At 55.2% G+C, this 26,478-nt stretch carries 23 protein-coding genes and 6 pseudogenes; 10 read left to right on the forward strand and 19 right to left on the reverse strand.

The window, feature by feature from the left end; translation table 11 throughout:
- Positions 1-10: 10 nt before the first annotated feature.
- From truA to infA, 8 genes are all read right to left on the reverse strand, one after another.
- Positions 11-874: a tRNA pseudouridine(38-40) synthase TruA gene (gene truA, locus ML_RS10020; RefSeq protein ID WP_081439398.1), complete on the reverse strand. Its 864-nt coding sequence runs from the start codon at positions 872-874 to the stop codon at positions 11-13.
- Positions 852-1,364, reverse strand: a complete 513-nt coding sequence (gene rplQ / locus ML_RS10025) for a 50S ribosomal protein L17 (RefSeq protein ID WP_010908642.1) — start codon at positions 1,362-1,364, stop codon at positions 852-854. The genes truA and rplQ overlap by 23 nt, the downstream gene beginning before the upstream one ends.
- A gap of 23 nt (positions 1,365-1,387) precedes the next feature.
- Positions 1,388-2,431 (reverse strand): DNA-directed RNA polymerase subunit alpha, encoded by a 1,044-nt coding sequence (locus tag ML_RS10030; protein WP_010908643.1) that lies wholly within the window; start codon positions 2,429-2,431, stop codon positions 1,388-1,390.
- An 84-nt stretch (positions 2,432-2,515) separates the two neighbouring features.
- Positions 2,516-3,121, reverse strand: coding sequence for a 30S ribosomal protein S4 (gene rpsD / locus ML_RS10035; RefSeq protein ID WP_010908644.1), 606 nt, complete (start codon positions 3,119-3,121; stop codon positions 2,516-2,518).
- A 33-nt stretch (positions 3,122-3,154) separates the two neighbouring features.
- Positions 3,155-3,571 carry a 30S ribosomal protein S11 gene (rpsK, locus tag ML_RS10040; protein ID WP_010908645.1) on the reverse strand — a complete coding sequence of 139 codons (417 nt, stop codon included), beginning with the start codon at positions 3,569-3,571 and terminating at the stop codon, positions 3,155-3,157.
- A 3-nt stretch (positions 3,572-3,574) separates the two neighbouring features.
- Entirely contained in the window at positions 3,575-3,949 is a 375-nt protein-coding gene (gene rpsM / locus ML_RS10045) for a 30S ribosomal protein S13 (RefSeq protein WP_010908646.1), read from the reverse strand.
- 176 nt (positions 3,950-4,125) lie between these two features.
- Entirely contained in the window at positions 4,126-4,239 is a 114-nt protein-coding gene (rpmJ, locus tag ML_RS10050; RefSeq protein WP_010908647.1) for a 50S ribosomal protein L36, read from the reverse strand.
- 39 nt (positions 4,240-4,278) lie between these two features.
- Complete coding sequence (infA, locus tag ML_RS10055) at positions 4,279-4,500, reverse strand: translation initiation factor IF-1 (protein ID WP_003418601.1); 222 nt, start codon at positions 4,498-4,500, stop codon at positions 4,279-4,281.
- Positions 4,501-5,020: 520 nt separating this feature from the next.
- On the opposite strand from infA, the gene rfbB reads away from it, so the two are divergent.
- From rfbB to ML_RS10070, 3 genes are read left to right on the forward strand one after another with little or no spacing between them, the layout of a single operon-like run.
- Positions 5,021-6,016, forward strand: a complete 996-nt coding sequence (gene rfbB, locus ML_RS10060) for a dTDP-glucose 4,6-dehydratase (RefSeq protein ID WP_041323079.1) — start codon at positions 5,021-5,023, stop codon at positions 6,014-6,016.
- Position 6,017: 1 nt separating this feature from the next.
- Positions 6,018-6,626 carry a dTDP-4-dehydrorhamnose 3,5-epimerase gene (rfbC, locus tag ML_RS10065; protein WP_010908649.1) on the forward strand — a complete coding sequence of 203 codons (609 nt, stop codon included), beginning with the start codon at positions 6,018-6,020 and terminating at the stop codon, positions 6,624-6,626.
- 44 nt (positions 6,627-6,670) lie between these two features.
- Complete coding sequence (locus ML_RS10070) at positions 6,671-7,156, forward strand: lipoprotein LpqH (RefSeq protein ID WP_010908650.1); 486 nt, start codon at positions 6,671-6,673, stop codon at positions 7,154-7,156.
- A gap of 1,500 nt (positions 7,157-8,656) precedes the next feature.
- On the opposite strand, the gene ML_RS10075 is transcribed toward ML_RS10070, so the two are convergent.
- The 7 genes and pseudogenes from ML_RS10075 to ML_RS14385 form a co-directional block, all read right to left on the reverse strand.
- Positions 8,657-8,893: a hypothetical protein gene (locus tag ML_RS10075; RefSeq protein ID WP_041323082.1), complete on the reverse strand. Its 237-nt coding sequence runs from the start codon at positions 8,891-8,893 to the stop codon at positions 8,657-8,659.
- A 403-nt stretch (positions 8,894-9,296) separates the two neighbouring features.
- Positions 9,297-9,530: pseudogene (locus ML_RS19360) on the reverse strand (PPE domain-containing protein); the annotation flags it as partial.
- Positions 9,531-9,992: 462 nt separating this feature from the next.
- Positions 9,993-10,181 (reverse strand): PE domain-containing protein, encoded by a 189-nt coding sequence (locus ML_RS10085; RefSeq protein WP_041323088.1) that lies wholly within the window; start codon positions 10,179-10,181, stop codon positions 9,993-9,995.
- Between the two features lie 983 nt (positions 10,182-11,164).
- On the reverse strand, positions 11,165-11,464 hold the full coding sequence (locus ML_RS16430; protein WP_049769633.1) for an RNA-dependent RNA polymerase family protein: 300 nt from the start codon (positions 11,462-11,464) through the stop codon (positions 11,165-11,167).
- Positions 11,465-11,471: 7 nt separating this feature from the next.
- Positions 11,472-11,722: pseudogene (locus ML_RS16435) on the reverse strand (RNA-dependent RNA polymerase family protein); the annotation flags it as partial.
- A 654-nt stretch (positions 11,723-12,376) separates the two neighbouring features.
- Complete coding sequence (locus ML_RS10100) at positions 12,377-12,520, reverse strand: hypothetical protein (protein ID WP_156511828.1); 144 nt, start codon at positions 12,518-12,520, stop codon at positions 12,377-12,379.
- 248 nt (positions 12,521-12,768) lie between these two features.
- A pseudogene (locus ML_RS14385) lies at positions 12,769-13,600 on the reverse strand (class I SAM-dependent methyltransferase); the annotation flags it as partial.
- A 661-nt stretch (positions 13,601-14,261) separates the two neighbouring features.
- Here ML_RS14385 and ML_RS18080 point away from each other — a divergent pair.
- From ML_RS18080 to ML_RS10130, 4 genes and pseudogenes are all read left to right on the forward strand, one after another.
- Positions 14,262-15,062, forward strand: a pseudogene (locus ML_RS18080) (1,3-beta-glucanase); the annotation flags it as partial.
- 364 nt (positions 15,063-15,426) lie between these two features.
- Positions 15,427-16,852: pseudogene (locus ML_RS10115) on the forward strand (APC family permease).
- Between the two features lie 621 nt (positions 16,853-17,473).
- Positions 17,474-17,734: an SDR family NAD(P)-dependent oxidoreductase gene (locus ML_RS10120; RefSeq protein ID WP_081439363.1), complete on the forward strand. Its 261-nt coding sequence runs from the start codon at positions 17,474-17,476 to the stop codon at positions 17,732-17,734.
- A gap of 977 nt (positions 17,735-18,711) precedes the next feature.
- Entirely contained in the window at positions 18,712-19,047 is a 336-nt protein-coding gene (locus ML_RS10130; protein ID WP_081439364.1) for a cation transporter, read from the forward strand.
- A 60-nt stretch (positions 19,048-19,107) separates the two neighbouring features.
- Here ML_RS10130 and ML_RS10135 read toward each other — a convergent pair whose 3' ends face one another.
- From ML_RS10135 to ML_RS10145, 3 genes are all read right to left on the reverse strand, one after another.
- On the reverse strand, positions 19,108-19,437 hold the full coding sequence (locus ML_RS10135) for a hypothetical protein (protein ID WP_041323092.1): 330 nt from the start codon (positions 19,435-19,437) through the stop codon (positions 19,108-19,110).
- 1,178 nt (positions 19,438-20,615) lie between these two features.
- On the reverse strand, positions 20,616-21,023 hold the full coding sequence (locus tag ML_RS10140; protein ID WP_010908654.1) for a hypothetical protein: 408 nt from the start codon (positions 21,021-21,023) through the stop codon (positions 20,616-20,618).
- A 1,194-nt stretch (positions 21,024-22,217) separates the two neighbouring features.
- On the reverse strand, positions 22,218-22,391 hold the full coding sequence (locus tag ML_RS10145; RefSeq protein ID WP_156511826.1) for a hypothetical protein: 174 nt from the start codon (positions 22,389-22,391) through the stop codon (positions 22,218-22,220).
- Positions 22,392-22,772: 381 nt separating this feature from the next.
- Between ML_RS10145 and ML_RS10150 the strand changes: the two genes are divergently transcribed.
- From ML_RS10150 to ML_RS10160, 3 genes are all read left to right on the forward strand, one after another.
- Entirely contained in the window at positions 22,773-23,048 is a 276-nt protein-coding gene (locus ML_RS10150; protein ID WP_049769840.1) for a hypothetical protein, read from the forward strand.
- Between the two features lie 230 nt (positions 23,049-23,278).
- The gene (locus tag ML_RS10155; protein WP_010908655.1) at positions 23,279-23,587 is read left to right on the forward strand and encodes a TIGR00366 family protein; all 309 of its coding nucleotides are present in this window, start codon (positions 23,279-23,281) and stop codon (positions 23,585-23,587) included.
- A gap of 512 nt (positions 23,588-24,099) precedes the next feature.
- Positions 24,100-24,567, forward strand: coding sequence for an SRPBCC family protein (locus tag ML_RS10160; RefSeq protein WP_010908656.1), 468 nt, complete (start codon positions 24,100-24,102; stop codon positions 24,565-24,567).
- A gap of 218 nt (positions 24,568-24,785) precedes the next feature.
- Here ML_RS10160 and ML_RS16440 read toward each other — a convergent pair.
- Positions 24,786-25,820, reverse strand: a pseudogene (locus tag ML_RS16440) (LLM class flavin-dependent oxidoreductase); the annotation flags it as partial.
- Between the last annotated feature and the right edge of the window lie 658 nt (positions 25,821-26,478).

Raw genomic sequence — 26,478 nt, forward strand, 5'->3', positions numbered from 1 at the left:
CCACAACACCCTAGAACGATGATCGCAGATCCCGGGTAATCACGGCCCGCTCAGCCAGCTCATCGTCAGGTGGATAATCCACGCGAATAAACGTCAAGCCATGTGCCGGCGCAGTTGTGAAGTCGCTGGACCGGCTTGCCTTTGTGAGCAACTCACCACACCAGCCGATGGTGCGTCGGTGATCACCCACAGCCAGCAACGCTCCGATCAGCGACCGCACCATCGACCAGCAAAATGCATCAGCAGTGATATGGGCGGTGATCAAATATCCTTCTCGCGACCATTCCAGCCGCTGTAACTCACGAATGGTGGTAGCACCGTGGCGATGACGGCAAAACACCGCAAAGTCACGTAGCCCCAACAAATCTCGCGATGCAGCGGACATAGAATCCAGATCCAGTTCACGAGGCCAAGCAGTGACGTAGCGCGCCTGGTTCGGCTGAACTCCGTAGGGTGCCGTCGATAACCGATACCGATAATGCCGCCGCAAGGCTGAAAACCTGGCATCGAATCCTACTGGTGCACAGGCTATATCGAGAACTCGGACGTCAACAGGCAGGAGCCGGCTGAGACGCCGCAGCAGAGGCAGGAATTCCGGATCACCGGTATGTGGTGAGCGTGGATTGGCTTTCGACAAGGCAGTTCCGGGAATATCTACATGGGCCACCTGCCCGGTGGCGTGTACGCCTGTGTCGGTGCGCCCGGCAGCGCGCAGTCGCACCGGTGTGCGGAAAACAGTCGTGAAAGCTTCATCCAGCACGCCAGCGACTGTGCGCTGTCCCGCTTGGACCGCCCATCCTGCGAAATCGGTTCCGTCGTAGGCGATGTCGAGCCGAAGACGGACATCCTCACTAATGTTCGGCGGCCTTGTCAGGCTCGCTGGTGTAGGCCACCTCGTCCGACGTGGCTTCGACCTCCTCCTCTTGAGCCGGCTTCTCTTGGGCCTGCGCTGCTTTGGCCGAAGCGGCGGCAACTCGGCGGGCTCGGTCGGCCTCGGACGTTACCGTCTTCTCCCGCACTAGTTCGATCACAGCCATCGGAGCGTTGTCACCCTTACGCGCCTCGACCTTTATAATACGGGTGTATCCGCCATCGCGATCGGAGAAGAATGGCCCGATCTCCGCGAACAGGGCGTGCACCACATCCTTGTCGGGGAGCTTTTTCAGGACCTCTCGACGGTTGTGCAGTGTGCCCTTTTTCGCGTGCGTTATTAGCTTCTCCGCATACGGCCGCAGCGCACGAGCCTTTGGCTCGGTCGTCTTGATCCGGCCGTGCTCGAACAGCGACGCGGCCAGGTTGGTCAGAAGGGCCTTTTGGTGCGAAGACGAGCCACCGAGGCGAGGGCCCTTGGTGGGCTTGGGCATTGCTGACACTCCTGTCTGTTCTGTTAGAGCTGTTCGGTTTCGGCGTAGTCCTGGCTGTCGTAGGCGCCGTCGGTGGACCACGTGCCGGTGGTGACGTCGTATCCGGCGACCTCGGACGGGTCGAAACTGTCCGGGCTGTCCTTGAGCGACAGACCCAGTTGGTGCAGTTTGACCTTCACCTCGTCGATGGACTTCTGCCCAAAGTTGCGGATGTCGAGCAGGTCGGACTCGGTACGCGACACCAGCTCGCCAACGGTGTGCACACCCTCGCGCTTGAGGCAGTTGTAGGACCGCACGGTTAGATCCAGGTCGTCGATCGGCAGCGCGAACGACGCGATGTGGTCGGCCTCGGCCGGAGACGGCCCGATCTCAATTCCTTCGGCCTCGACATTGAGCTCGCGTGCCAGACCGAACAACTCGACCAGCGTCTTACCCGCTGACGCTAGTGCGTCGCGAGGGGTGATCGAACTCTTGGTCTCCACGTCGAGGATCAGCTTGTCGAAGTCGGTCCGCTGCTCCACCCGAGTGGCATCCACCTTGTATGTTACCTTCAGCACCGGTGAGTAGATGGAATCGACTGGGATGCGTCCGATTTCGGCACCCAAAGCCCGATTTTGCACCGCCGGCACGTAACCGCGGCCACGCTCGACAACGAGCTCCGCTTCGATCTTACCTTTGTCGTTTAGCGTCGCGATGCGCATACCAGGATTGTGCAGGGTGACGCCGGCCGGCGGCACGATATCACCGGCAGTGACCTCACCAGGACCCTGCTTGCGCAGGTACATCGTGACCGGTTCGTCCTCCTCCGAGGACACCACCAGACCCTTGAGGTTCAGGATGATCTCAGTGACATCCTCCTTAACCCCAGGCACCGTGGTGAACTCGTGCAAGACGCCGTCGATACGAATGCTGGTAACGGCCGCTCCGGGAATCGACGACAGCAGCGTGCGCCGCAGCGAGTTGCCCAGGGTATAACCGAATCCCGGCTCCAACGGTTCGATGACGAACTGGGACCGGTTGTCGGTAAGGATGTCCTCGGACAAGGTGGGGCGTTGTGAAATCAGCATCAGGTTCTTTCTCCTTCTCGGCACCCACTATTTGATGCCGTTAGGTTTCCCGCCGGTGCGGATGCAGCGGCGGGAGTCTGCACTCTACTTCGAGTAGTACTCGACGATCAGCTGCTCGATGAGCGGCACTTCAATCTGCACACGCTCGGGCAATTGGTGGATCAGGATGCGTTGATGCTCACCAACGACCTGCAACCAGCTCGGGATCGGTCGGTCACCCACTGTCTCCCGCGCGATTTGGAACGGCACCGTATCTAGCGACTTGTCCCGAATATCGATAATGTCGTACTGCGACACCCGGTAGCTGGGGACATTGACATGCACGCCGTTGACGCTGAAGTGCCCGTGGCTGACAAGCTGACGGGCCATCCGGCGGGTGCGCGCCAGTCCGGCACGGTAGATCACGTTATCGAGCCGACTTTCCAGGATCTTCAGCAATTCCTCACCCGTCTTACCAGGTTGCCGCACAGCCTCTTCGTAGTAACGGCGGAACTGCTTTTCCATTACGCCGTAGGTGAAGCGGGCCTTCTGCTTCTCCTGCAGCTGCAGCAGATATTCACTTTCCTTGATCCGCGCGCGGCCGTGCTGGCCGGGCGGGTAAGGACGCTTCTCGAACGCCTGATCGCCGCCGACGAGGTCGATACGCAGCCGGCGCGATTTGCGGGTGATGGGTCCAGTGTAACGAGCCATGATTATCTCCTAGCCCCCCTAAATAAACTAATACTAGACTCTTCTGCGCTTGGGTGGACGGCAGCCATTGTGCGGCTGGGGGGTGACGTCAGAGATCGCGCCGACCTCTAGGCCAGCAGCCTGCAGCGACCGGATCGCAGTCTCCCGGCCCGAGCCCGGGCCCATCACGAATACGTCGACCTTGCGCACCCCGTGCTCCTGAGCCTTGCGTGCGGCGTTCTCAGCAGCCAACTGCGCGGCGAACGGAGTCGATTTCCGCGATCCTTTGAAGCCAACGTGGCCCGATGACGCCCAGGCAATGACGTTACCCTGCTGGTCAGTAATGGTCACGATCGTATTGTTGAAGGTGCTCTTAATATGCGCAGCACCGTATGGGATATTCTTCTTTTCCCGCTTACGGGTCTTCTGTCCCTTCTTGGGACCCGCTGCGTTTGCCTTCTTCGGCGGCATGGGTTACCTGGCCTTCTTCTTGCCTGCAATGGTGCGCTTGGGGCCTTTGCGGGTCCGCGCGTTGGTTTTGGTCCGCTGGCCACGCACCGGCAGGCCGCGGCGGTGTCGCAAACCTTGGTAACAGCCGATCTCCATCTTGCGGCGGATATCGGCCTGCACCTCGCGACGCAAGTCACCTTCCACCTTGAGATTAGCTTCGATGTAGTCGCGCAGGTGGGTCAGCTGGTCATCGGTGAGATCCCTGGTCCGTAGGTCCCGTTCAATGCCGGTGGCCTCTAAAATTTCGTTGGCACGGGTGCGTCCAATACCATAGATGTAGGTCAGGGCGACCTCCATCCGCTTGTCGCGCGGCAGGTCGACGCCGACTAGTCGAGCCATAGGTGGTAGTTCCTTTTATCTCAAACGAAGGTTTGTCCCCAGCCCGTTCCCTGCGCCCAAAAAAGATTTGGGTACGAGGCCCGGCCTCCGTCCGGGCGTAGCTGAGCGGACCATCTGATCGATGCCAGCCGCACAGTAGGACTGGGAGGTCTGCTTTCAGTTGTTTGCGCTAAAAACTACCCTTGTCGCTGCTTGTGCCGCGGATCCACGCAAATCACCATGACCCGCCTATGCCGACGGATAACCCTGCACTTGTCGCACATGGGCTTTACACTCGGGTTCACCTTCACGGCAGTCTCTAATACCTCTTCTCCGGTCTGGATGTTTTTTTACTTGTATCGGTACACAATGCGTCCCCGGGACAAATCATAGGGTGACAACTCCACCACCACCCGGTCCTCAGGCAGTATGCGGATGTAATGCTGCCGCATTTTACCGCTGATGTGGGCGAGGACCTTGTGACCGTTCTCCAGCTCAATGCGAAACATCGCATTGGGCAGAGGTTCGACCACACGACCTTCGACCTCGATAGCACCATCCTTTTTGGCCATTACCTACTGGCTGTCCTTACTCTTCCCGCTCGTCCCAGTCTGGATACCCTGATCGGCGCAACATTCACTCCAAAACTTATAACGTGAGCCGATAACTGGAAATTCCAGAACTGAACACGCAAAAAGTCGTCGCGATGAAGCACCGTTTGCCCTACAATACCCCGTCATTCGGCTTCACCAAAATTGTCGCTAAATGCACGGCACCGGGTGGAATAGGACCGGAGTAAGGGCAGCATGCCGTCGGGTGGTGTCCACCATGACCGACTCTAGATACCCGTGCTCGTGCCAGTGTTAAAGCCAACAATACTAGTCTACGCCGTGGTCGCCTATGACACTCCGTACGCGATCGCAGTGCATCGGCGCCAGCACTTCGAGACCAGCGCCGACCACGTCCCTGTTTAAGTCCTCACCTAAAAGGAGGATCACCTGGCTTCAGCACTGGCCGAACTGACAGGGCCGCTCTGACTGATTCACCTGTGACCAGGCCCTTACCTGGTTAACGTTCCGCTAGGGTTTGACCATGCGGTTATTGGTCACCGGCGGAGCGGGCTTTATCGGAGCCAATTTTGTGCATAACGCGGTGCGCGACCATCCCGACGATACGGTGACGGTGCTAGACGCCATGACTTACGCAGGCAGACACGAGTCGCTGGCCGATGTCGACCATGCTGTCAGGCTGGTGCAAGGCAATATCACCGACACCAAGCTGGTTTTCCGACTGGTCGCCGAGTCCGACGTGGTTGTGCATTTCGCCGCCGAAACCCATGTGGACAACGCGCTCGACGACCCAGAACCGTTCCTACGCACCAACGTCATCGGGACGTTCACCATCCTGGAGGCAGTGCGACACCACAGTGTGCGGCTGCACCACATCTCGACCGACGAAGTCTATGGCGACCTAGAGCTCGACGAACCAACAAGGTTTACTGAGTCAACGCCCTACAACCCGTCGAGTCCGTACTCGGCAACCAAAGCCGCCGGCGACATGTTGGTCCGGGCTTGGGTGCGCTCCTACGGCGTGCGTGCGACGATTTCCAACTGCTCCAACAACTACGGACCATACCAGCACGTCGAAAAGTTCATTCCGCGCCAAATCACCAATGTGCTCACCGGCCGCCGGCCCAAGTTATACGGCACCGGCGTCAACGTCCGCGACTGGATCCACGTCGACGACCACAACAGCGCCGTCTGGCAAATCCTCGAGAAAGGCCAGATAGGCCGCACTTACCTCATCGGAGCCGAAAACGGGCATAACAACCTGACCGTGTTGCGCACACTGCTACAGATGATGGGCCGAGACCCCAACGATTTCGACCATGTCACCGACCGCGTCGGCCACGACTTACGGTACGCGATCGACCCAACACCGCTGTACAACGAATTATGCTGGGCTCCAAAGCACGCCAACTTCGACGAGGGATTGCGCGCCACCATTGACTGGTATCGGAACAACGAATCGTGGTGGAGACCGTTGAAGGACGCCGTGGAAGCGCGCTACGAAGAACGAGGTCGGTGAAATGAACGTCAAAGAACTGGATATCTCGGGCGCCTGGGAGATCACCCCTACTATTCATAGCGATTCCCGCGGAATGTTTTTCGAATGGCTCACAGCCAGTAGGTTCAGCGCATTCACCGGTCACCGCTTAGACGTCCGGCAAGCCAACTGCTCGGTGTCCTCGGCCGGTGTGTTGCGGGGCCTGCATTTCGCTCAAGTGCCACCGAGCCAGGCCAAATATGTTACCTGCGTGACCGGTTCGGTGTTCGATGTCGTAGTCGATATCCGTTTAGGATCACCAACATTCGGCTGTTGGACCTCAATTACGCTCAACGACTCCAACCGGAAGACCATTTATATCTCCGAGAGTCTCGCACACGGATTCCTTGCACTGCAAGATAATTCTACAGTTATGTACCTATGCTCTGCTGAATACAACCCTGCGCGCGAACACGCCATCTGCGCCACGGATCCGGACCTGGCAATCGACTGGCCGGTGGTCGACGGTGTTGACACGCACTTGTCCAAGCGTGATGCCACAGCCCCCAATCTTGATGACATACGCGCGTCTGGACTACTGCCGACCTGGGATGAAACGCAGAATTTTATCGCCAACCTCGGCAGCAAATAGCAACGCGGCCATCACAAGTTACTACCGACATAAGGAGAATTTTGGTGAGGCATAAGTTATTGGCCGCCATCTACGCCGTCACGATCATGGCCGGCGCGGCGGGCTGCAGCGGGGGCACGCAGGCTCCCACCCCTTCGGTGAGCAAAACCACAAACTCCAGCCCCACAACCGTAGCGAGCAGCATTCCCGACGCAGCAGCCGGAGAAACGAAGGTCACCATCGGCGGCCAGCCACAAAAAGTCAGTGGCCCGGTCGTGTGCTCAACTACAAACGGCAAGTTCTCGATCGCGATCGGTGACATGATCACCGGAGTCATCGTTGGCTTGGAGCCGGACGCATCGGTGGTCCATAACGCCGGCCTCGGCACCATAGACGGTGTGGTCATAGCCTTCACCGAGGGCGTCCCCAGCGAGAACGCCAATGCCACCAAAAACGGCAACACATACCAAATCACCGGTACAGCCAGCGGTGTAGACAATACCGGCCAGCAGATCCATAAGTCTTTCGAAATCGAAGTCACCTGCCGCTAACACCGGTTGCCGAACCTCGCCACCTGGTCACCAACCGGCCGGCCCCTGAGCAAATTTGTGCCCGTTATCGATCTACCTGGGCACGAGGGCGGTGCCCCGGGTACACTCTCAGAGAGCCACTTCAGATCGACTCCGCAAGATGCCCGAAAAGTTCGGCCATGGCAGCCGATGTCCATGCAGGTCCAATTCACGAACAACAGAGCAAGCCGCACATGGGGCTAATCGTTCCTACCGGCCAACCACAGCAATAGAATGAAAACTATACTGGCATTAGGCGACAACGTATTAGCCTTTTCGACCACACGGCACGTGTGTGTATCACGATGTAGAGCTGCGACAACACCTTGACTGCTAAGTCGCCGAATTTCTTTATCTCCCTATGATTTTCATAGGGAGAATGCCACAGGCGATTCATGGCTTGCTGCATCGGTAACCATAAGACCTTCGGAGTCTTGATGCCAACCTGCGCGGCTGCCGCACCGCTTCAGAGTGCACCGGTGTAATTACGGTATCAACCACCGTGACAGTTCTCACCTGGCTACACCACCACGGCATCGATACCAGTATCGTGCGCGTTCTCGCATGCCGATTAACTCACCGATCTACCGGCTACCGAAAAGACACTGGGTCAGTTAAGGCTGTGGAATCAACTCAAGTATCCGCGTTGTCGACGGAACCACCAGCATGACTGCTTGTTCTCCTTACCAGTTTGACACCAATGACATTATAACCACCATGCGCGATACTTAGCTCTCAAGTATATTCTAGCGTCTTCGGAGGTAGTGGGATACATGCCCGAAATGCTATCACCACATTGAGAAAGCAATTCCCTGGGCAGGGGTTGTACATGTCGAATTCGTGTGCAGTGTAGTGGCTTTGACTCACGTTGGATGACCCAAAACCATTAGCGGGTTTGTGATAAACCCAATACGCGGTTGTCGTAGACGCAAGCTCGAGGGCACTGTTAGCACTGCTACTGGCCAAGAGTAACATCGCCGTTACCCTCGTGAAGCACGACGACAAGCTGATTATAGCAGCCGAAGCGTCCACCTCTCATCCATCAACGTTGAATCTCCTTAGAACACTCGTACCTGAGCGCACTTCCGACACCTAGGCCATCACCGTGACCTAAGTGCAGTGGCGCTACAACCGCAGAGACATTCGCGCGGAACTTGATTACCGGTTACTCGCCATAGTGCAATACTAACAGCCCGGGTTAAACGGCCAGGAAATCGACATTCATGGTCTGATAGCCGCCAGCATCGCTACATCCTTGCGGACGCTCTCAGTGGAGGTTCCTGTAGCAGTATGCTATCAAATCAATTATAGTGCAAATGCTTGGGCGAAAATGGTCACTAACGTTGCGGAACCGCAAGCGATAGCGTCGGCCAGCCACAATGTCAGGCGCTGACTGATGTAGCATCCATTGCGAACGGAGTGCCTTTGATGGTCCAGATGTTGAACTCATTGCTGTCGACGGTGCTTTTCTCGATGAGCATGTCAATAACGTAATCGATCGGCGGGACGATACGGTCCGGTGGTGGTGACAACGGCTGGGGGCGTGGGCGCCGCAACGACTAGTATATTCGACGACAATACCCATGCCTGCTTGATGATCCTCGTCGGAAAGGTACCCAAGATCCAGTTACCGGAATTACTCATTTCCTTTCCACGATCGCAGGAGATGCGTTCGGTAGCGACCAGCCACAACGCTTGCACCGTAACGGGTTTAGTCACCAGGTTGCCATCGAGTCATTATCACGGCAACGGTAAAAGGTGTGCCTAGACAGGGCAAGACTGCAGTTTTCGGTGGCGCTGCCATTGAGCACGTGCATCAGAACCCGCTGTCCTGATTGATACACGGATCAGATCGCCATGGCCAAGACTACGACCATTGACGGTAAAGGGTGTCGTAGCCAATCTCGTAGCCGTGCGGTGTTCCCAAAGCCAACGAGTGGCCATGGCCCACTCCACGTCGTAGCGCAACTCTGTGATCAGGGCACTAACGAGAAAAAAGCTGGGCATATCGCTGGCCCAGCTTGGGCCCGAACTCCTTAAGAGTTAGGAACACTTTAACTAGTCGTAAGCGCTCAACTGCTCCGTTTGCGTAAATCACGTCTATGAACGAGCCGAACTGGCATCACCTGGCTGGCCGGCTAGACTGCGGCAAACCCCTGAACCAACCCGGTCTTATAGTGATTTCCGGCGACTTAGGCCACGAAGTCACCTTCGACAACATATTCAACACGTCAATTGCATAGGTGCCCATTGCCTTAGCATTCCAGGCCCAGAACTGCGTATATTGCGCCTCGCGGGCTACGATCGCCAAAGCGTTCTCTCCGAACAGGTCGGACTGGACCAGCCCCTGCAATCTGGCGCGGTTACTAGGCGATCACCTCTGGAGACACCACAGTTTTACACGCTAAAAAGCAGGCCGCCCACCAGGCGGAAGGCTTGTTTAGCGGTCCGAAAGCTTTCGTGGACGAACGTATACAACCATTCCTGATAGAAGCACAAACACCTCGACCAGCCGGTCCGCTGACTGACCTGACCACCCCGCATTCAGCTTCGTGAGCAATTCCTGAACAACTTTAGGGGTGCGAGCCATCTAGTTAAACAACTACTTCCCTTTTTCGGTCGACGGCAAACAGTTTGTTAGGCCCCATGCCAGTATACAGGTCGTCTCCGACGATAACGCCTCGAATGCGAAAACATCTCTTTGTTCGTTATTCCTTACCGACCGGTAACGACTGCTGCTGGTATCGAAGTCTGCGGTGCAGGTATCGCCTTAAGTGAGATCAGACTAAAGGTTTCAGCGTGGGCTTCCCGAGGCAATTTAATATGCAGTGGAGTTTATCGCCAAGACCTCTGAAAACTGGTTAAGAATCGCCATGCATCGAGCCAGAGTCTGCTGATACTGTTCGGCGTATATCCTCAGGTAAGCTCCCGCCTTCTGCAACAACGCGTCTATAGCTGCGGCCGTAACACCGTTCAGATCCGGGAACACCTGGGTAATTAGACTCAACTACAGGAGTTCTAGTGTTGTGTGTTGGTGATTGTTTTAACGTTTGATTTTGTTGAGGGGGTGTCTGCGGTCTGGGTTCAGGTGAACGGTGTGGTGTGTTCGTTGTAGGTGGGGATCGCGGTTTCGAGGTTGTTGATATCGGTGAACGTGTTGTGGCGGGTGATGGTGGTGAAGAAGATTTTGGTTATGTGTCAGCTATGAGCAGCTTGTCGGTGTGAAGTGCAGTGTGGCTTGCTGGTTATCCTGTAGCCAGGATCGGCTGCTGGGGGTTTGTGGGTTGGCGTAGTTGTCGCAGATTGGGGCATGCCTGTATGTGTGGGTGTGTTTTGGTGGCGAGTTTGAAGGTAGTGGCAGAATCGGTTTGGGTGTGATCCAGCTGCTTGGGTCTGGGGCTTCATTGTCGACGCTAGAGCATAATCGCGGCCGCGGGTTGAGTAGGCCTGGGGCGCGGTGTGGGTGTATTACTTTCGGTCCGTTTCCCAGACTGGTCGCCGATCCTGGTGTGCGCGTCTTTGCGCACCGGGCTTTTCATGGTCACTACCGTTAGGCGGTGGGAATACTGGTCCAAGGGTTGGGTATTGTGGTGATTTGGTAGCGGTACCGGGTGACCGGTATCGAGGTCGGGTTCAATAGGGTGGTCTCTTCTGCGTCAATCGGTTTTCACCGTTTTTCGGAGGTGGTGAACTGCCGGCGAATGTCTTTCCATCTCCGGCGATACAGTGCTCGAAACCACCGATGGTTGATCTGTGCCAGCACGGCCCCCGGATTGCGCTGTGATTTCCTGTTTGCCAGGGCACGGATCTTGGCTTTGACCGACCGTCGTGCCCGGTCGGCGATACAAGTCCTAGACATGCCCACGTGGTCGTTGCCTTCTTGGGTGTCCACCCGGTGTGGAAGCCGCGAAAGTCCATACCAGTTACCGAAGTGCGCGGTCTTTGTCTTTGCAGTCGACAGCTGCAGACCTAGAGGCGTAAGCATCGAGTTTATTTCGTTTTGCAGGCCTCTGGCGTGTCTGGTCGCCATGTGCTGAGTACAACGCAGTCGTCCGCTACGCGGGACGACTGCGTTGTACTCAGCAGGCCTGTGACGCGGCGCCGACTAGGCAGGTAAGCAGTGGACATCGAGCCGCACGGTTTCCATGGCTGCATCCGATACTCATCGAGCCCAGGCAAGGCGATGTTGGTCAGCACCGGCGACAAGATATTGCCCTGAGACGTTCCGGTGTGAGTGTTCTGGTGCTCACCAGACTCGGTGAGCACACCGGCCTTAGAAAACGCCTTCACCAGGACCAAGTACGCGTTTATCCTTGACTGGCAATAGCATCCGCTCCAACAGAGCAGAATGTGAGATAGAGTCACAGCGCACCTCAATGTCTGCATACAGCACCCACCGATAGCTTGTAGTGCTGTATTGGTGAATTTCGGCGATCGTGTCCCTGAGATCGCCGCTTGGGGGCGGAATCCAGGGGAGATCGGCTCGAAAGCGGCCTCGACGACAGGCTCCAACACCAGCTTCAACGCAGCCTGAACGACTCGATCCGCAGATTGTCCAACAACCCGCTACCTCGACGATTTCCTCAACATGGGCTCCGGTCCGGGCGTCCACACCAGCAGTATTCGCCCCATAGTTGCCCGTGACCCAGTCAAACGCCACCAACAATGTTCGCCGGGTCACACACGAGATTGAACAGGTCATCAAACCTGCGGCCACGATCGACCGACGATGACCCCAACCCGATAAATCGTGTTGGCCACACAACACCCAAGCAGGACCTAGGACGATTCCTCCCCTTCCCGACGCCACCCAAGGCCAAGGTGCCCCCGCTTCACCGTTCCTGCTGCGACAGGCCCGGCGGCGAAGATCTCTCACCTTCACTGCCATGCCAATCATCAGCACTTCGTGACGCACGTGGATCCAGGTCGAGCCCGACCACATCACGCCGTTTGGTCTCCCACGTCGGGGTCGGTAACGAACTTGAAGGTCTTCACGCGATGCGACTGGATGCCCCCACTTATGCCAGATCCGCGCGGCCAAGGAAAACGAAATCCCCCACAGCCATCAACTGCTCCGGTGACGGGCCGCTCCGACGCTGAACGGCCGATTCGCATAACATCGCCGACCAACGTCTCTACGAGCACCATGACCTCATCGATCACCGAAGCACGTCCCGTCCCCGGCGTACCCGAACCGCGATATCAGTATCTAGCCACTCCATCGGACACCAACCACACAATCCACGCCCGTGTCACCTGCCCCACCAGCACCCACAACACCCTCGTCAACCACCCCAGCCGACCCCGGTCGCCATCGCGCAACTCCAAGACAGCAACCACATACACCGCCCACTTACCTCAACCAACCACACCTAAACGCCTCAAAACCACCCACCACTAGAGCGCCTGAATTGCCTACCGCGTGCGAGAAATGGTTTGAGGTGAAGAAAGTAACGAAAGATCGACGCGACTGACTATGCCCGAACCTGTCGGGCGTGGCTTGCATGTTTGCACACCCACGAATCACCGGCGGACCGCGATTTCCTCGACCATGAGCGATCCACGTACGGTGGGCTATCCCGTCTCAACAGGTGGAGGGCAACCGCACTCCATGCCCTGCTACCAGGATGACGCGGATCCAGTTGAGGAAGCCAAGCAGGTGCATGAACGTTAGTAATCGATGGAACCTGTGAGCAGCTGTAACATAGTGATTCCGCCTCTACGACGTGCCAGCCGAAATCTTCGAAAGATAATAATTCGTTTTCGGGTGCGAACTTGAACGGCGCATTCTGCAACATGCCAGCCATCTTCTTATTCATCATTTTTTGAGGCCTGGGCCGGCTAAATCGAGCACCCACCAGGTGACTTCGGATCGTGTAATCACCTCAGATAAAAGGATGACGTCACGGTCATCGAGGTACATAACCAGACCCTCGGTGATCATCACCAACACTTTCGTAGCGCCGCCCAGTGCTTCGTTGAAGAACGCTTCGCGGGAGTGCGAGTCGGTCAGGTCAACCACATTGGCATCGCGGTTCCTGCTCGGCAAGCAAGTGGTTCTTCTCCGTAAGCAACTTCGGTAGATCGTCCTCCAACCATGTTAAGCCAGCCTAAAGATTCAAAAGATACGGCCGGGTAGCCAAACCAGCGGACAGGTTAAGCACTCAGTCACAGCAGCCGGCAATCACTTCGACAATGGCGTCGTCGATGATCTTGGTACATGCGACGAGCCACCAAACCGCTGAGACTCATCCGTGGCACTCGGGCGACGATGGCACGTCTCTGTTCGCCGGCAAGACGTGTGGCGAGCGGATCACTGAACAACCCATCCTGACGTGCCGACTCGGTTGCCCGATACAACGCCGTCCAGCGAGTTGTATCGGAAACGTGGGTAGTGTGCCCGGTGTATAATGTATTTTGCGTCATAGCATTGCTGCCTGCATTATGCGCGCACGTACACAGGCTCGTCGATAGTAGCTTTGATCCGGTAGCGGCTGGTAACGAAGGAGAATCCGGGTATGAATCTGAGTCTGTATCCAATCAAGGAACCCACAGATCGGGATCCTGCCCAGCGAACCGGTCCAGCCCGAGAACGACGATCTGTGCGCAGCGGATATCGGACAGTTACGAATCACTAAATTCACCAGAATGATAATTCAAAAAATTTGAAGCTCAAGACTCCGGACATACGTGCCACTAAAATAGTGACATGCATCCTCAGACGGAATAGAGAAGAATCACTAAGCTAAGCGCGATAGATCTGCCCGGTAACCTTATGCAGTAAGGGTATTAAGCAGGCTGGGTGGAATGGCTACGACATTTTAATTTAATAACGTCTAATGACTCCTGAAGCTAAGAAGACGACTAAACGGTTCGGAGGTGCGTGTCCAGTGGCACACCCGTGGTCATACAAATGATTCGGTCCCACCGCTAGAGTGCCTATTACGGGTGGAATGGTGATCGTCGGTTGCAGTGGAAGCCTTGAACTGCTACGTTGCGACGGTCAATTGCTTGTGAGGCACCATCAAGACGTTCGCGCTGTCACGTTTCAATGCTGTACGTCCTGGGCAACCATCATCCTTTCCTTATGCCTGGTATGAATCGTCTCGGCATGATGTTGACGACAGGGATCAGGCATCCTAGGCAGCATGCGATCCCTGTCTCAGCGGCCTGGGCTCACCCATCTCGACAGGAGACGTGGGCAGGTCAACTCCCTCCGCCAGCCGCACAGTCCGATCAAACCAGGATTTACCTTCGCCCAACCCGTGGAAGTAGACCGTTGCGCGAGCCCGCGCGCAAATTAAGAACCCGACATATTGGAAAAGACCGGAGAACGTCGTGCGGTCCTGTGATGATAGCCTAAATATGTTCCCCTACGCGGTAAGTCCAACCTTGTACTCTGTGCAGCGAAAGAAGACCCCGAGTAATACAGCAACAAGATTCAAAGTCACTGGCGGGGCGGCGTCGGCCACATCTAGAAAGCCCAGATCAAACTTGATACCTGACTGCCGATAGTTGGTCCACCTTCTGGCTGAGCAATCAGGATCAGGGCGAAGTCGACATACTTGAGCAACAGCAACCGGCCCTCCGCCACTATCGTCCCCGCAAAAGCAAACGGCAATGCGTGAAAGACCCGCAACATAACAGCGGACAGCTGCTGGCATACGTGGCGATGTCATGTTGGATGAGGTCGGTGTCCGTTTCTGGAAAGACCATGTTGACGGCGCACAACCATACTTTGATGTACCGACAAGCTCTCTACTAAATGGCCGCTTAACACCCCCCGGCTACACCGTTTTCCCGGTGCTGAATCTTGCGGTTGCCGGTTTCGGGTGGCGGCGATACTGGACCGGGAGCCTATCCCACGGACATGCTCTATACGTATCTAACGTATTTGTTAAAGACGCAGCCCACGAAACCAGCTAACCACATACGTTATGGTTCTGTCACCTTGACCCGGTGTTTCTAAGCGCTGACGTCAGTTGCATTGAGATTGTGGACATCAATTGTTCCGAGCTGCGCAACGATCGACGCATACCACCACAGTTAGCACTCTTCTGCACGAACGCCGCCAATAAGGCAGAATCGGCTGTGACGAGTCATGGTCAACTACCGATTATGGCAAACCGTCGCTGGGCTCCGCATACTAGAAGACAGAGTGGTCGCGCTACCTCAACTTGCTCGTCACTCATGAGATTCTCAGCAAGTGAATCTAGAGCACATTCAAGGTTTGAGTGCTACACCCTTGTGAGATGGTCGATCCGCGGACAAGGAGGACGTGCGATTAGCAAGCTTGGTTTCTGGAGTGTTGTTATGCTTGGTATCAACTCGATAATCGGAGCGGGTATCTTCATGACTCCCGGTGAAGTGATCAAGATTGCTGGACCGTTCGCCCCGATCGCATATACTCTTGCAGGAATTTTCGCAGCCGTACTGGCAATCGTCTTTGCGACAGCGGCCAAGTATGTCAAGACGAACGGTTCCTCCTATGCCTACACTACAGCTGCATTTGGGCACCGAATCGGTATCTATGTCGGTGTCACCCATGCAATTACCGCCTCTATCGCATGGGGGGTTCTGGCTTCCTCGTTTGTCTCAACACTGTTGAGAGTGGCTTTCCCCGAAAAGATTTGGGCCGATAACGACGAACTTATCAGCGTGAAGACACTCACGTTCCTCGTCTTTATCGCAGTTTTATTAGCAATAAACATATTTGGAAACCTCGTGATCCGGTGGGCCAACGGAATCTCAGCGCTGGGAAAGATTTTCGCGCTATCAGTCTTCATCGCCGGAGGATTGTGGACAATCATAACACAGCACGTGAACAACTACGTGACGTCCCGATCAGCGTACCAACCCACAACGTACTCGTTGCTCGGTGTCACCGAGATCGGTAAGAGCACCGCAGCGAGTATGACACTCGCAACGATCGTCGCGTTGTACGCATTCACTGGTTTCGAATCTATCGCTAACGCCGCAGAAGAGATGAACACACCGGACCGCACCCTTCCCAAAGCCATACCACTGACAATCCTCACTGTCGGCGTCATCTATATACTCGCCTTAGTCGTCGCAATGCTGCTGGGATCGGACAAAATTGTCGCTACTAACCACACCGTGAAATTGGCCGCGGCCGTCGGAAACAATACTTTCCGCACCATCATCGTTGTTGGAGCTTTAGTATCTATGTTTGGCATCAACGTAGCGGCATCGTTCGGTGCTCCCCGGCTCTGGACCGCGTTGTCGGACGGTAGAATTCTGCCAACAAGGCTGTCGAGCAAGAATCGATTCGGCGTTCCCATAGTTGCCTTTGGAATCACGGCGTTTCTAACGCTCGCCTTCCCACTGTCGCTTCGATTCGACAGCCTGAACCTCACCGGTCTGGCAGTGATCGCTCGATTCATCCAATTCATAATCGTACCGATCGCGCTCTTCGCGTTGGCACGTTCCCGGACAACGAATTCTGTATATGTGAAGCGAAATGTGTTTACTGACAAGGTGTTGCCGATCACTGCAGTTGTGGTCTCGGCCGGGCTGATGGTATCGTTTGACTACCGGTCCATTTTTCTCACGCGCGGAGGCCCTAATTACTTTTCGATTTCTTTGATTGCGATTACGTTTATCGGCATACCGGCAGTCGCCTACCTTCACTATTACAGAACCAGTGGAATTAAGTGACCCAACGTCAGTCGAGCATCGCCGAGTAGGATTTTGCCTATAACTTAATGACTATTAAAATGTAATCTACATAGATATTAAATAATGTGTGGCTCAATTTTTGAGCTAATAGTCGTGATTCAGGAAAGTTAAGCATTGAATATCTTCTGGCACTGGAAGAGTATAGCGAGACGGCATTGTCCTTGACCATTTCGGCCGCGCCCCGAGACAACAGCAAGATCACCACCCTCATCGCTCGGACTAAACTCACGACCCTAGGAGGATTTCGAGCAGCTAACGACAGCGATCAACATGTTGTTCGACGATAAGATACCTTGACAAGTTGATTGTCAAGACGTCCGTGGATGGAGGACAGCTGCGCGGTGAGTTCCAGCGGACCCTGACCCGCTGGTCCTTGTCAGTCACTGTGACGGCAGCCTTTATGGTGCGGTGATTGGTATCATTGCGACGGTCGCGGCCATTTGGTGTGACGGTTGCCAAAGGACCTCAGACACACTGCGCAGGTGTATATTCCGAATAGACTTTCACGGCAGGACACCCCTTCATCACCGGAGCAACTGAAAGCTTTGGGCAGGCGATCACGAAAGACTAGCATTACTCGAAGATAAACTCGTCTTCAGCTTGTGTAAGGCCGAGGACTTGGATCAACTCGCAGGCTCGCTCTCGGATGTGGCCCACGAGGAGGTAGTTTGTGACTTAATCTCGGAAGGCGCGGTGTTTGAGTTGCTCGAGCAGGTTGGTGATATTGATGTGTTGGTCCCCAATGCCGGTTTTCCTAAGTCGGGCCTCCTGGAGGGTTCCAAGCACGACGAGATCAACCGCACGTTTCGTGTCAATCTTGAAGCATCGGTTCGCATGACACGTGATCTGTTGCTCGGCTGACAGGGGCTCGATAGTGGGTACCTTGTGTTCATTTTGTTGATCTCGGTGGTAACCGTTATGCTACGGGCATCCGGATAGGCTGCGACGAAGTTCAGGCTACGGTGATTCGCTCTCAATTTGCGAGAATACTTGTGGGGCGGCGTGGTCGGCGTTTCGGTTATTTCTCCTAGCGCGATTTCGAGGTCGGGATGTTCGCGGATAGCGTCTCCTCGCCCCGCCCGAGCATAGGCATACCCAAGCGGAGGGCCAACACTGTCTTACGGGCGATCGAGCGCAGCAAGCCGGCTCCCCGATAGACTCTATATATCAACCTGCTCGCTATGCTCGCGTCCGAGATTTCCGGTCGAATCGCTGGCTTCGTTGTTGCTAAAGGCGCCAAGGCGATTCTAAGGCGCTCGTGTCTGGCGATACTGTTCTTGTGATCGAAACGATTGAAGTAACAGTTTTGCCTTCTAAACAGATTCAAGTGATGCCTGCATCGTTCTTGAGGTATAATTGATTTCGGCATTATCATCCATCGTCTCCACGACAGAGAACAGCTCGTCTCGCCGCACCACTTACAAACGGTCCGCGGGGTGGATTGGCACCCGTTGCCACGGCTGAATCACGAGTGCGTGTCAATTGCTCTTTCTTCTTCGCTGTTGCGTCAATAGAGCGACGAAATACTATATACGCGACAAAACCCTCGTTGCGCCAGATAGGATGCGTGTCAGCAACGGGTGAATCCACATCCGTCTTGTAGATTCCCCACCCCGCGACATAGCTTGGTGCGGTAGATTGCCGTCCTAACTATGGGTTCGGCTGTGCTAAGAACCTGGCTAGGTTGTTTGTGGTTACACTGATCGGACTGTCGGCAATCGTTGCCGCGGCTAAGAAGCGGTTCTTCGACTAAACCATCCTCAATAGATGGAACACATCGGTTGGGTCGCGCTGGAGAGATATATCGGATTTTATTGGCAACAAATGAGTGAACTGCACTGCATTGGGGGGTCGAGCGTCGCATCGGCTCAGCCGCGTTGATTGCCGGCGGTCGGCATACCCGCACCGAAGTGTTCACTTCCCTGATGGTGCTGTTCTCCACTAGCGTTGTCGTGCTTGAGTTTCCACTGGCCGATCCCATAATCGGCATTGTTATCATCGTAGCCATCCTGACCGTGCTGAGCACCGCAGCACGTGACGTGTGCTGTCGGTTGGTCGACGAAATGAACCCGGCCAATGGTCGACGCCGCCGAGTAAGCGTTGGCGGCCTAACCCGGGGTGCAGGCGGTGCGCAGCGTGCGGATGCGTTGAATCGGTCACCTCCGGCACACTGATGTGAAAATTCATATCGATCTCACCTTACATTTCGTCGACGCGAACGGGCTCAGATTCGCCTAATTTCTAGGAAGGCTCGGGGGCAACTTGTGCGCATGCTGCATGGCTTTCCGGAACGGCCGCACTCCTGGGACGATTTTCGTCCACGGATCGCCGCGCAAGGGTACCCGCGCGGTCAGCCCGTTTGTGCGCCGGGCACCATCCCACAAAAATCCCTGATCGCGAGACAAATCAAAATATCCTAGCGCGATCTGCTTGCCTTGATCGAAGCGTTCGGCGCCCGCGATGTCACCATCATTGGACACGATTGGGGCGCCTCGGCCGGATACGGCGCCATGACGCTCGATCGAGATCGAGTGAAAAAACTCTTTGTTATCGACATTCCGCACCCAGCAGCGCTCAAACCCTCGCCAATGAAGTGTTAGGGAGTGTTCAGCACTTTCGTTGACATACCAGCGGCCGGTAGCTCCAAACCTATTCGCGAGCTATGACTTCGCGGTGCTACCTACCACCTATCGGATATGGTCCACCAAGGTGGAACCCGAATCCAATCAAGTTTGACGCCGTACGTGCCAGTTTCTCAAAACCCCGGCGAGCGTAAACGCGGCGTTCGGCTACTATCAAAAGCTCTCCCCTATACTCAACCACATCGCTGAAAAGCGCAGATCACCCTGCCAGTGGTCGCGTTTGCGGGCTTCGGTGGTCCGATTGCCGAAACACACGGACCACCGGGGCGCCGCTCAGATGGTCGAAAATAAGTACGTCATCGAGGAAGTCCTTGGGCATTTAGCATTCCGAGGCGTTTGTCAAGCGGATTTTGGTTCATCTGTGAGCTCAGATCGGCACTGCACCGCTTCACCATAAGCCGGAATCGCCCTCGAATCGCAACCGGACTTTCGCACATTTTGCTCAACAGCGACCAGGTTCGTGGCCTATCAGAATGGACGGACATGAGTCTCACGTGACGATCACGAGGCAGGGAAGCTTGACGACCCATCATGTTGCCATGCCAGCGTGCGATCCATCTGCTGTGTTCGATGTGTCGACCTCACGTACACTAGGGGCCGCGGTGGCGCGACCCGGCTCAGAGCGCAGCCAGGATGTAAGACTACATGTTCCAATCGACCACAGAACGTGGATCCATTTTCAGGTGCTTCATCGGTTGCGGCGTTTTCTGTTAGACTTCTAGAATCTGGTCGACTGGAGTTGACTCCATCGCTCAGCGAAGCTGAACTTCAAGTCCTCGGTGGTAAACCCGTCACGGTGCAGGGTGCGTTGAGGTGACAACGCACGCACGTTTTACGTACGCTTGCAAGTATGCAAGAGCAGTACATAAATGAAATCCATAGGCCATAATCCGGCCTCTAGAAAGGTTAGTTCATAACTAGCCGACATCGCTGGGCAAGACCCGGACCTTGGTGCTTCGGTGTTATTCGCTAATACCAGCGGGCAGTGAAGAAGTGTCGATGCAGGATGCACTAGCGCCCATCTAACGATACCACATAGATGTTGGCTTCCAATAGCTCTGCGCAACAAGAACTCTTGCAAACCGACATGGTGTTGATAACTATCTCGCGCACGTATTTCGCAGGTTGACGACACCGCAACAGATACTTTGCCGTTCGGCGTGGCGACCCATGCGGTCTCGAATGATTTTGTCGAATAGATCGGGCGCAAGCACGGACGCGTATATGATGCGCGCGAAAGAGTTAGGTTCCGGCACGCACGACACCGATGATGAGCCAATTGGTCGACACCCCAGTTGCCGGGAGACAACAGGAACGACTGCCCCTGCAGTCACCAACGCTGCACCGTCGGCGCTTGGCACCGACATTGCCCCACTGAGCTCGATGGGCCAGAGCACACAAGCGAGCGCCAGCTCCACATCATGGCTAGTGTCGTCGTAGTCGCCCAAGGTCAGGACGACTACGACGACAGCGAAGAGCCCGAGGACGAAGAAGCCGGTTACGGTCACATGCTGTATCAGCCTTCTGCACAGGAAGACTCGCTAGAATTTGGTGGGGATGATCAGCGTCCTCAACCTTGCCCGGTAAGTTTCATCGTCTGGGCGGTGCCGTGCTCCTACTCGACAGCGGTGGCGGGGTTCCGGCGTATTCATACGTCTCCGCTCAAAGCAACATCATAGGCAACTGTTGCACCGGTAACCATTGGCGGCAAGCACCCGTCAAGAAGTAGCAACCGATGTGCTCATCCCTGGACCCGAAGCGTCTCTTACGCTTGCTCTGCTACTCGAATGGCAAAGGAGATGCCGTGACCAATCCCGCACTGGCCACAAATGTTGCGCAACATGATGGTCCCGGACCGCATGACTGGGTAGCCAGGAGCTCTGTGCCTTCTTGCTCAAGCACTCAGAGAATGCGCCAATGAGCACAGACGAACTTCAGCAATTGAAAGGGTTGATCCTCATTTCGCGCCTAGAGATGGTTAACACCCTTGGTGTAGTAGCGGAAAAGCAGAAGGTGGTTTAGCTCCGGACGAGAATCCGTCCCGATTTACAGCCCGTAATAAACCTGCCAACCACGAGTTTCCTAGCCTATCGCTCACTCGCTGTGGGTGAACAAGCCGAGGAGTAATCCAGAAAACACTTCACTATTCGAGACTATCGATGGTTTAACGACAGCTGTGTCAAGCTCGCAAAACTGCGCTATGTGCGGCGCGTGGCCAGCGCCGCTTTATATTGCCGTCGGCGTCAATAACCACGACAGCTCGTGCCAGAAAACCGAACATCGGGCTATCGGCGATGGTGACAGCATGGAGTGCCCACTGTATACTGCAGAAAGCCGATCATCGATAGGACTCTGGCTGGTAGAGTGATAACCACTTGATAACGTGGATATTCCGAGTCAGTAGGTTGATCGACAGGATCATCTGCACCAGATCGGCACAGACCGTTCGATGGGTAATATCCACTCGTACCGAGGATCGGGTAGAGCCCGAGATGTATTTGCAAGTGGGAAATATCGTTGCTGTCTAGCTTGACAGGGATGAAGCGTTCCCCCGTAAAGTCTGACATCTGATTGATTACGGTGATTTACGGCCTCCGTAGGTGTGGGAGGCTCATCAGAAAAATCTTCAACCGCGTCTTTTGGCTGCTGCGGTCGTAAGTACAGCGGCGAGCTCGCGATCGCGCAGCACGGCATCGAACTGTTCAGCGTGGCGCAGACAGCTCTGGCGTGAACAACGGCACCACTATGGTGCCCGCCTTGACCGCTACGTAGAACCCGGCAACGTAGTCGATGCTTTGCGGCGCACAGGATGATAACCCGATCGTCGTGACCTGTGAATTGTTGGATATGTACACCGATGGTTTGCAGTCGGGCACCGCATTAGGCCCAAGTTAATTCAATGGCCTGTCCGATCAGCGCGGACGTAATCCAGGTACCCGATACGCTGTCGCGTCACCTACATCTGCCACGTTCAGCGTTCGATGAGAGAGATCAGCGTGGTGTCAGGCGACCAACACAACACTACCATCGGCATCCAAACAGTCCTCGATCACTAACAGGCCTTTTGGAGCCACGGAGTCCTGCCCGGTAACCGTAATCTATAGACGCAACTATAAAACCCGCCAATGAGACGCTAACTGTTACGCGACAGACTTGAAACTTGTTTCGTGTATTCGAGTTTCGAGATCCAGCCGAACAGAGCCAGTGCCAAACCCACCACAAAATCGGCTTCAGATGGACGCCAAGCAGGAGCATCTGTGGACCCTAACGACCACAACATCTCAACCACGACCACCGAAAGCGCGCAGGCTTGGGTACTCACCTACCGCGAGCTGTATCGGTCCAAGCTAGTGCAAGCAATCCTCACCGTTCTTGGTGACGTGCTGCTCGTTGCCTCAATTCCGATGATCGTACTGCTTCCCGAATTAGGCATATACCGGTGCTGTTGGTGGCGCTTCGCTTTCCTACACTCTAAGCTGATTCAGTCACGCGCCTATGCGTGGACGGATTGGTGCTTCATCCAGCTGCAGTAACTGGCTCCACCGGCAATCACAACGTGTCCGCGTGGCAATCCTGATCGGGTTGCTCATTGCAGCCGCACTTGTGTGGTTGATCGTCTACCAGTTTGTCCAATGTCGTAGGTTGGTTGATCTCCCTAAGACAAGATGTCACCCATCCAGAGACTCCATCATAGCGCAAGAAAGACGGCAGGGTAGTCAACCTGACGAGGAGACAGGCCCGACAGTACACACGACACGACCTAATGTCGCACCTCACCAGGCTATGTGTCCGCTACGTCAAACGCTTTATGCCAGATCCGTACTTATTCGCTGCCATCCTTACCATCATTGTGGTGATGCTTACCGCGCCGCTCGTCAGAGACACGACGGCCGCCAGCATGTTCAAAGCGCGGTACAGCGGAGTATGGGGATCGCAGCATATCTTCCACCTTCACGTTACAGATGGTGCGGGTCCTAGTGACTGGGCTACACGCTGGCCTAGGCTACCTGTTCTGAGTAGCGCCATCGTCCATATCGGAGTAAACTTAAGAATTAGGTGCAAGGCACTCTAACCTGCGTTTCGCCCTCAACGCCGCCCTTTTCTTGCTGAACCGAGGACTTGGTCTCGTATCGGGTACTCTAGTCGCCCACCAGGTCGCGAAGCGACTAGTGGGCGCCATTTCAGCTATCTCATCACAGCGGCATTTATGGGCAGCAGTGGTCTTCGTATGCGCTCTGGCTCCGTACATCGACATTTAATGGTGAACCGTTCGCGGCACGGGAAGATGCAGTGGACGACGTAGCCAACATGTGAATATTATTCACACGGCTGAAGAGAGACGGCTACACCATACTGTGAATAGATTACATCTAGGGTTCAACTACCTTACTGCAGTGGTGTTTTAAGTAGAATTCTAGCTATGTTCCGACGATTCGTCCCGACATTGTGATGCCAGCATTGCAACCGTGGCAGCGTGATTCGCCTGGTGAGTATGCACGTGGCATAACCCCGCCAGGTTCACACACGATTTCCGAAGTAAGTTACCCAGCAACACCATTCAGCTTTCTCACCAGGGAGAAAGACATGTCGAATCGGAAATTCTCATTCGAGGTGACCCGTACTAGTAGCGCTTCTGCCGCAGTCTTATTCCGACTTGTGACGGATGGCGCCAACTGGGCGAAGTGGGCCAAGCCGATAGTCCTTCAATCAAGTTGGGCACGCCTTGGTGATCTGAGACCAGGCGGCATCGGAGCAGTCCGCAAGATAGGGATATGGCCCATACTGGTACGCGAGGAGACCGTCGAATACGAGCAGGATCGTCGGCACCTCTACAAGCTGATCGGACCTCCGAACCCAGCCAAGGACTACCTCGGCGAGGTACTTTTAGCGCCGAATGCAGCAGGTGGTACCAACATCCACTGGAGTGGTTCGTTTACCGAGAACATTCCTGGAACAGGGCCGGTGATGCGGGCAGCGCTAAAGGGTGCGGTTCGGTGTTTAACGGTCCGGTTGGTAAAGACGGCTGAACGCGAGTCGGACGGTGTTCAGTAACTTTAATACCTTCAGGATCAAGGTTTTTCGTTTCGCTAGTCTTGGTAACCAAGATAAAAGGTCGTCACATTCGTTTGGCTCAGTCGCCGATCAAGCTCGTTGGGATCTGAGGGAATTGCGCCAGCAGTGGTGCAACATTTGAGCAGTTACGTGCAGCCAACCTAGTACTGGTATTTCTTGGTCATGTGCTCGATGACCTGTAGCTACGATTGCGCTCAGTTATCCCGTGCCTGGTTGGCTCGCATAGCGGCATCACGTGCCGGTTGAGCCTGGCCCTGAAAGTGCGACATCATTTCAGTGGCGAACAACTCGACAGACCATTTGTATGCTGTCGATGGGCTGCGTGTGGGCCATCGACAGCATACAACCGAATCCGCCAGACTGTATCCTACAGCCGCTGTACCGACACAAGTACCCGCCCCAGGGTACATGACAACGGTTACCCGATTAATTCATTATTGATGATGTCGATCACTTCGTCGAGCTAATCACCCGACATAGTCATCTGCGGGCATGCAGTTACTATTCTGTAAGTGCCGAAACCACGCCTCGAAGCCGAATTTCACGTAGGCTCGAGCCTACTCATCCGTCTCGGCGATATGAAAAAGACTGACTAGAGGACCAGTTCGTGCTGTCGATTTTCGTCCCAAAAGCTGCGGCGCACTCTTCGACGACGCCCCAGTGGTAGGCGAGCACGTAGAAACTTTCAATTATCAATGTTGTTCTGATGGACAACAGACCGATACCGTGCTTGCCCGCCACCCGCATACCGGTCAGTGAGGCGACTACAGCAACCGGCCACTGGAATCCCGCCGCTGGAGTACGCAGCGAACTGCAGCTGAGCATCGAATAACTGATTGTGTGGCGGTCTTGGCAGTAACAGTTTCCCCGGCCAGGAGACCACACGAGAATGTCCCTTGGTTGGTTTCGAAAAATTCATGCTTATCAATGGAAGTTAACCCGATCCAGCAGTATCAACCGGTCGACTACCCAGAACTGGTTACGGTACACGAACGAGATGACCCCAGTACCCAGGCCGGACCAGCTTGGCCCGTTGCTCAGCGGCAGCGATGAAGCCTCGGGTACACTAATGATCTCGCTACCGGCCGTGTGATGCTCACCCGTAATACTTCGTCGAAGCCGATAGACGCAAGACGCTCTATGAACTCCAAGTCACATTGGAGCGCGAAAGTGGGATTTGTGCCCGCGCGGTGGAATGAGGCGATGAAATATTCAAACTCGAGCTTGGCCACTGCGGTCCCCCGCACTCTAAGTGACAAAACATAACCCCAACACAACGGCCAGACCAATGCAACGGCTAGACTTTAGAGTCCGACAGCCGACCTCATGGTGTGCTCAGCCACGAGCAAACAGTTGCCGAGTGGGTATGCCTAACGATATCGACACATCGCACCCTTATGTACCAGCCGTCACACACGTTGGCAATGCGACCGACCGCCACCGACGCCAAGGGTGGTGCCCAGCCTCCGCCATTGGGGCCACCAGCTTCTGACGTTGTGGATGGTGTCGGCACAGCTCTAGAAGACAAAACGTCGCCGTAGTTGTTGGCGCTGTGGTGCTGCTTGACGCCTTATTACCGTCACCACCGCATCCAGAACCCCGCTACCAACCGAGCGTGACTACACTGGAAAGAAGTACGAACGCCATCATAGGCTGATGTGCCCACCAAACCCATTTCCGTTCCGCCTGCTTTTCCCACCCCCATAATGAACGTGAGCAAACGGATTGTGGGCTACTACAGAAGACAAGCAACTGGTATAGGCATTTTTCAAATCGAGGCGACCTAGTATCACTCACCTAGCACCGCTATCGCAAGTTCCAATACTCCAATATAATATTCAATATTTCTCCGATATTCCGCTTGGCCTTCCCCGACCGGCGGTCAGCGGT

Origin of the sequence: Mycobacterium leprae TN (assembly GCF_000195855.1) — a bacterium.
Lineage (GTDB): Bacteria > Actinomycetota > Actinomycetes > Mycobacteriales > Mycobacteriaceae > Mycobacterium > Mycobacterium leprae.

Excerpts from the sequence above, each read along its gene's own strand:
- rplQ (WP_010908642.1), bottom strand. The coding sequence starts at position 1,364 with ATGCCCAAGCCCACCAAGGGCCCTCGCCTCGGTGGCTCGTCTTCGCAC.
- ML_RS10030 (WP_010908643.1), bottom strand. The coding sequence starts at position 2,431 with ATGCTGATTTCACAACGCCCCACCTTGTCCGAGGACATCCTTACCGAC.
- rpsD (WP_010908644.1), bottom strand. The coding sequence starts at position 3,121 with ATGGCTCGTTACACTGGACCCATCACCCGCAAATCGCGCCGGCTGCGT.
- rpsK (WP_010908645.1), bottom strand. The coding sequence starts at position 3,571 with ATGCCGCCGAAGAAGGCAAACGCAGCGGGTCCCAAGAAGGGACAGAAG.
- rpsM (WP_010908646.1), bottom strand. The coding sequence starts at position 3,949 with ATGGCTCGACTAGTCGGCGTCGACCTGCCGCGCGACAAGCGGATGGAG.
- infA (WP_003418601.1), bottom strand. The coding sequence starts at position 4,500 with ATGGCCAAAAAGGATGGTGCTATCGAGGTCGAAGGTCGTGTGGTCGAA.
- rfbB (WP_041323079.1), top strand. The coding sequence starts at position 5,021 with ATGCGGTTATTGGTCACCGGCGGAGCGGGCTTTATCGGAGCCAATTTT.
- rfbC (WP_010908649.1), top strand. The coding sequence starts at position 6,018 with ATGAACGTCAAAGAACTGGATATCTCGGGCGCCTGGGAGATCACCCCT.
- ML_RS10155 (WP_010908655.1), top strand. The coding sequence starts at position 23,279 with ATGTCGCACCTCACCAGGCTATGTGTCCGCTACGTCAAACGCTTTATG.
- ML_RS10160 (WP_010908656.1), top strand. The coding sequence starts at position 24,100 with ATGTCGAATCGGAAATTCTCATTCGAGGTGACCCGTACTAGTAGCGCT.